The 5,776-nt window shown below is 64.8% G+C and carries 5 protein-coding genes, 2 tRNA genes and 1 pseudogene; all 8 read right to left on the minus strand.

Annotated features, from left to right (window positions below):
- Positions 1–145: pseudogene (locus tag EOD07_RS19530) on the minus strand (NADPH:quinone oxidoreductase); the annotation flags it as partial.
- A gap of 36 nt (positions 146–181) precedes the next feature.
- A complete protein-coding gene (locus EOD07_RS19535; protein WP_071074371.1) occupies positions 182–1,453 on the minus strand; it encodes a beta-ketoacyl-ACP synthase in 1,272 nt (423 codons plus the stop codon).
- Positions 1,454–1,573: 120 nt separating this feature from the next.
- Positions 1,574–2,761, minus strand: a complete 1,188-nt coding sequence (locus EOD07_RS19540; protein ID WP_127236640.1) for a beta-ketoacyl-ACP synthase — start codon at positions 2,759–2,761, stop codon at positions 1,574–1,576.
- A 70-nt stretch (positions 2,762–2,831) separates the two neighbouring features.
- The gene (locus EOD07_RS19545) at positions 2,832–3,113 is read right to left on the minus strand and encodes an acyl carrier protein (RefSeq protein ID WP_027167184.1); all 282 of its coding nucleotides are present in this window, start codon (positions 3,111–3,113) and stop codon (positions 2,832–2,834) included.
- 238 nt (positions 3,114–3,351) lie between these two features.
- Complete coding sequence (locus tag EOD07_RS19550) at positions 3,352–4,494, minus strand: slipin family protein (protein ID WP_127236641.1); 1,143 nt, start codon at positions 4,492–4,494, stop codon at positions 3,352–3,354.
- Between the two features lie 366 nt (positions 4,495–4,860).
- Positions 4,861–4,925: transfer RNA gene (locus tag EOD07_RS19555), tRNA-OTHER, on the minus strand.
- A 4-nt stretch (positions 4,926–4,929) separates the two neighbouring features.
- Positions 4,930–5,001 (minus strand) — tRNA-OTHER (locus EOD07_RS19560).
- A gap of 212 nt (positions 5,002–5,213) precedes the next feature.
- Positions 5,214–5,762, minus strand: coding sequence for a histidine phosphatase family protein (locus tag EOD07_RS19565; protein WP_127236642.1), 549 nt, complete (start codon positions 5,760–5,762; stop codon positions 5,214–5,216).
- Positions 5,763–5,776: the final 14 nt, after the last annotated feature.

A 5,776-nucleotide genomic window follows, 5' to 3' on the forward strand; every position in this document is an offset into this window, starting at 1 on the left:
CCATGCCGCGCCAGCCCCAGACGTCGATATGGTTGAGCGCCACCGCCTTGATGCGGAGCGTCACTTCGCCCAGTGAAGGCGGCGGGGGAGGCGGCAGGTCCACCGTTTCGAGACGGCGGTCCTCGATAAGTTGCAATGCGCGCATGTGGCCTGTCGGTTCAGTCTGGCTGAAAAAGTCCGCTTAGACCGGTTCCCGCGCCATGACAAGGCAAGTGTTCTGACCGCCGAAGCCGAAGGAATTCGACAAGACCGTGCCGACTTCGGCGTTGCGCTTCTTGTTCGGCACCACGTCGAGGACAATAGCCGGATCGGGATTGTCGTAATTGATGGTCGGCGGGATGACGCTCTCGCGCATGGTCATCAGCGAGAACGCGGCCTCGACCGCGCCGGCGGCGGACAGGGTGTGGCCGATCATCGACTTGTTCGAAGAGATCGGCATCGAGCCGACCCGCTCGCCGAACACCGTCGACAGTGACAGGTGCTCCATCTTGTCGTTTTCCGGCGTCGAGGTGCCGTGCGCGTTGACATAGTCGATCTCGTCTTCGCTGAGGCCCGCATCGGCAAGGGCAGCGCGCACCGTGGCGATCGCCGGCGAAGCATCGGGCTTGGAGCGGGTTCGGTGGAAGTCGTCGGCGCGCTCGCCGCAGCCGCGCATGATGCCGAGGATCGTCGCGCCGCGGGCAAGGGCGGCCTCCAGCGATTCCAGCACCAGCGCTCCCGACCCCTCGGCCAGCACGAAGCCGTCGCGGTCCTTGGAGAAGGGCTTTGAGGCCTTTTCCGGGATGTCGTTGTGAGTGGAGAGCGCCGAGAGCAGCGAGAAGCGGATCAGCGCCTCGGCGGTGGCCGAGCCGTCGGCGCCGATCGACAGCGCCTTGTCGCACTCGCCCCGCCGGATCGCCTCGACGCCGAGCTGGATGGCAGTGGCGCCCGAGGCGCAGGCGGTGGACAAAGTGATCGGCAGGCCGCGCGTGCCGAAGCGGTCGGCCAGCTGGTCGGCGATCGAGCCGAACTGCGTGGTCTCGAAGATGTCGAGCTCCTTCAGCCCGCGCGCCACTCGCAGCAGCCTTTCGGCGCCGCCGTCATTCTTGTCGGAATTATAGAGCGAGAAGCGGTCGGCCCAGTCGAGCTCGACCGGCGGCGAGGCCAGGAACAGCGGGCCGGCGAAATCGCCGGAATCGAGGCCAGCTTCCGAGACGGCCTCCTGCGCCGCCGTCTCGGCCAGCTCGTAAGTGAGGTGGCTGGCGCCCTTCGAGCTCGAGGGCAGGAAGTCGACCATGCCGGAAATGCGGGTGTTGAGGTGGTCGACGGGAAAGCGGGTGATCGGATGGATGCCGGATTTGCCCGAGGTCAGCGCCGCCCAGTTGTCCTTTTTGCCGACACCCAGCGACGTCACCACGCCGATGCCGGTCACCGCGACAATCGGCCGACCCATGTGATCGCGAAGATTGGCCATGTTCTATTGCCTCGTTCTAGAGCGGTTCAGCGGTTCGTTTCATAGAATCACCAAACCGCTCCAACTCTTGTTTTCACGCAATCCGGACGGAAAACCGCTACGCGCCTTCCTGGAATTGCTCTAAGCGACCTTGATCAGCCCCAGACCCTCGAATTGGTGATAGCCGATCGCGGTTGCAAGGACGGAATTGGGGGCGCCTTCGAATGGGCGCTCCGCCGTGGCATCGAAGACAGGATAGCCGACCCCACGGTCGACGGCCATTGCCGCGAGCGCAACCGCAAAGGGGAATTGCGCTTCCTTCATATGGCCGGTCAGCGTCGAGAAGGCGCGCACGGCCAAAGCCGGGTTGGCGTCGAGCACCGCTTTTTCGGCCGCGGTTGCGACGTGCGCGCCGGAGGCGGCGGAAATCGTCAGCAGGTCGCCATCGGGAAGGTGGGCCTGCTTCAACAGCGCGGCAATCCCTGAATTCAACTCGCCTTGCCGGCGCCTGGCGCGGCCGGAGACAACAGGGCCAAGCTCGGCGTAGATCTTGCGGCCGCGTTTTTTTGCGTGCTCGCGCTGTTCGAGCACGAGGAAGGCGCTGCCCGAGCCCGTTACCACGCCGCCGCCTTCGGAGCCCTGGCGCTGCCAGACCGGCTTCCAAGGCCCGCGATGCAGGTAGCCGGCAAGCTCGTAGCCGAGCAGCATGTCGGAATGCTCGGTCTGGAAGGCGCCGCCGACCAGAACATGGGTCGACTGTCCCGAGCGGATGCGGGCGGCCGCCGTCTCGACGGCCGAAACGCCGGCACCTTCCTCGCCCATGAAGGTGCGGGAGGAACCGGTGACCTTGTGGACAATGGAGATGTTGCCGGCGAGCAGGTTGGAGAGCTGGGCAAGGAACAAAGTCGGCCGCAGTTCCGTGGTCAGCTTCTCGTTGAGCAGCACGTCGCGGTCGTTGCGGCTCTCGGAGGCCGCAAGGATCGCGGCGTCGACGGCCTCGTCGCGCTCGCCGCCACCGGCCGCCACCACCATGTCCATCGTGGTGCAAAGCTCGTCATTGCCCTTGATGCCGGCATCGTCCAACGCGAGGCCCGCGGCATAGGTGCCGAGCCGCTGCCAGGTTTCCATCTGGCGCTGGTCGCCGCGCTTGGCGATCTGCAGGTTCCAGTCGATCTCGGGCAGGGGGTGGATGGTGTAGGGCGCGAAACGCGCCGCATCGAGCACCGGCTGGAAACCGGGCTGCGTCAGCTTCTGCCAGTGCGCGCCGGGACCTTCTCCCAATGAAGAGACAAGGCCGATGCCGGTGATGACGACGTCGTGAGAACTCATGGGTGCCTGTTGCGGGGGCGGCTGTTGTGGGTCAGCTGGCAGGGCGCGTCAAGACCGCGCCCCAGCCGCTTCAGGCGGCCTTGGCCGCGACCAGCGCGTCGATCTTGGCGCACAGGTTCTTCATGACGAAGTAATCGTCGGTCGAAGCCTTGCCGTCATTGACTTCCTGCGTCCACTTCTCGAGCGGTACCTTGATGCCGAATTCCTTGTCGATGGCGAAGACGATGTCGAGGAAATCGAGGCTGTCGATGCCGAGATCGTCAATGGTGTGGCTCTCGGGCGTGATGGTGTCGATATCGATCTCGCTGGTGTCGGCAATGATCTTGGCGACTTTCTCGAACGTGGTGGACAAGGGCTCTTCCTTCGGGTTGCGGGCGGAATCTGTCCGCATCTTGCTTTGGGCGCTGTCTAATCGGTTTTTCCCTGCAGGAAAAGGCCTGATGCGCCGAGGGCAGATGGGTAGGGGGCCAGGGAAACGCAAGAAGGGCCGCCGGCCTACCCGGCGGCCCTTCCCATTTTACGCGGCGTCAGCTTTCGATGTCGATGCATGTCGTTGTTCCAAAGCCGGAACCGCTTTTGGGCGACATGCATCAGTCGCGGAGCTTCACCAGATCGTTGAGCAGCCCGCCCGTCCCGTTGTGGACGGTGAGCCGCTCGACCTTGCCGGCGATGGCCTCGAGAGCCTCGAGCTCCTTCAGCCGCAGCATCACCGGGTTCTCGGCCATCACCTTGGCCGTGTTGAGGAGGGAACGCGTGGCGTTCGTCTCCTCGCGGCGGCGGATGACGTTGGCCTCGGCCTGCTTCTCGGCCGAAACCACCTGGTTGAGGATCTCGCGCATGTCGCCCGGCAGGATCACATCCTTGAGAGCGATATCGCTGACCTCGACGCCGATCGCGGCCATGTCGTCGCGCACCTTGGCCGCCGCGTCCTCGTCGACCGTGACCTTCTTGTCGAGGATCTGGTCGAGCGTGAGCGCGCCAAGCGTCTTGCGGAAGGCATACTGCAGGGCGCGGTAGAGGGCTTCCGAGAAGTCCTTCACCGTGCTCACCGCCGTCACCGGATCGACGACCCGGTATTCGGCGGCGATGTTGACGCGGATCGTCACGCGATCCCTGGTCAGCACTTCCTGCCCGGCGACATCGAGCGACTGGCGCTTGATGTCGACGACCTTCACCTGGACCATGCGCCCGACATTCCAGAAGGCATGCACGCCCGCTTCCAGTGTGCGGGTGTAGACGCCATCCACGAACAGCAGCCCGACCTGGCCGTCCACGACCGGATAGAGGAACACGTGTTCCGTCTTCCGGGCCTGGCCGATCCGGCGCATCAAGGCCGGGTCGACAGCGAGATCGGCCGCCGTGTCGACGGACGTCACCTTCCACGGGCCGGCATCCGTCCACAGCACGAGCTTGCGGTCCGGAGTAAGCACGGCATGCAAGGCGCCGTCGCGCTCGACGACGGCGACGTCCGTGCGCCCGGTGCGGACGACGGTGAAGTGACGCGCGGCCACATCCGGGAGCTTGTCGAACAACGCCTTCTCGTAAGCCGAAACGAATTCCGGGTTCTTCAGGTCGTGCCTGGAAATTTCCAGGTTTCCGCGCCGGTTGGCGAGCCAATGTTCGCCCGGCATCAGGATCGCCTGGATCTCGCCCTTGTAGAGGGCGACGGCACGTTCATTTTCCTTCACGAGGACGCGCTGGCGTCCAAGAACCTTTTCGAGAATGGTCTTCATTGTCTTAACTCCTGTCGGGCATGGCCCCATGCGAGGCGTCACGTCATGCGTCGATCATCCTTTTCGTTTCTCGTTCCACGTCGTCTCTTCCCAGTTCCGGGCACGAATGATCCGGGGACCGGTGGCATCGATCCGCAGCGGGCCTTCGGGAGTGGATCGCGGGGCGGCGAAGCGGGCGCCGGAAGCCGAAGCTTCCCTTGCCGGCCGCGCCGCGCCTTGATCGTCACCGCGGGCCTGGCCGCGAGCCGATGGCGCAGGACGTCGCGGGCCGGCGAGGCCGAAGCCCTGCCGTCCGTGAAATCCTCGCATTCCGGTCCCCGGACCGTTTTGGATAACACCACCTGAAGGTGTCGGCTTATCAGGCCGTTGGAGAAGGAATCGAACCTTCGACAGTCAGATTAAAATCTGATGCTCTACCCTCTGAGCTATCCGCGATGTGGATGAAGGGACTCGAACCCCCGACCTCCGGACCCAAATCCGGCGCTCTCACCTCTGAGCTACATCCGCAATCCCTGTCCCCGAAACGGCGCCGTACACAGCGCGGCAAAGCCGCCTGCGCGGGCGGAGGCGAAAGCTCCAACCGTTGTGCTCGCTTCGGTTTTCGTGACCGGGAGCGCGCCTATAGACCCTGCGACGGGTTGTCGCAAGCGGCATTGTTGCGACGGATTTGCGGCGTCTTCCAGGAGTTGTATTTCGGCAACACCGGTCGGCGCGACGCCTTAGAAAGTGACGCGACCGAGCACCTTGAGGGCGTCGCCTTCCGGCGCCACCACCACGGCCTCGCCCTCGCGCGGCGCTATGCCGGTGAGCGCCTCGATGTTTTCCAGATGCGTGACCAGCACCAGATTGTCGGAGCCGGAATAGCCGCGGATCTCCTTCATCACCGCTTCCATCTGCGCGGTCTTTTCGGCCGGGTCGCTCTTGAGCAGGTCGAGCGGCGCGAAGGGCTGCGGTTCGGATTCGAAAGCGATGCGGGCCGTGTCGAGGCAACGGCAGTAGCGGCTGGAGAGCACGTGGTCGATCGGCGCCGCGCGCGCCGCGAAGAGTGCGCCGATGCGGCTTGCCTGCTGCTTGCCGCGCTCCGACAGGTTGAGCTGCGTCGCGCAATTGCCGATGTCGAAATTGGCCGGGTCGGTCGCCCCGGTGACGAAGGCGTGGCGAAGCAGCACGACATGGCCGCCGTCGCGCAGCAACGCCCAGCCGGCGTCGGTCGCGTGGGCAAGGCTCGGAGCAGCCAGGAGAAAAAACGCCAGAACAATTCGCAGCATGGGAAGTCCTTTGA

This window comes from Mesorhizobium sp. M2C.T.Ca.TU.002.02.1.1 (assembly GCF_003997225.1).

Coding starts and splice junctions, on each gene's coding strand:
- EOD07_RS19535 (WP_071074371.1), bottom strand. CDS start 1,453: ATGGCCAATCTTCGCGATCACATGGGTCGGCCGATTGTCGCGGTGACC.
- EOD07_RS19540 (WP_127236640.1), bottom strand. CDS start 2,761: ATGAGTTCTCACGACGTCGTCATCACCGGCATCGGCCTTGTCTCTTCA.
- EOD07_RS19550 (WP_127236641.1), bottom strand. CDS start 4,494: ATGAAGACCATTCTCGAAAAGGTTCTTGGACGCCAGCGCGTCCTCGTG.
- EOD07_RS19565 (WP_127236642.1), bottom strand. CDS start 5,762: ATGCTGCGAATTGTTCTGGCGTTTTTTCTCCTGGCTGCTCCGAGCCTT.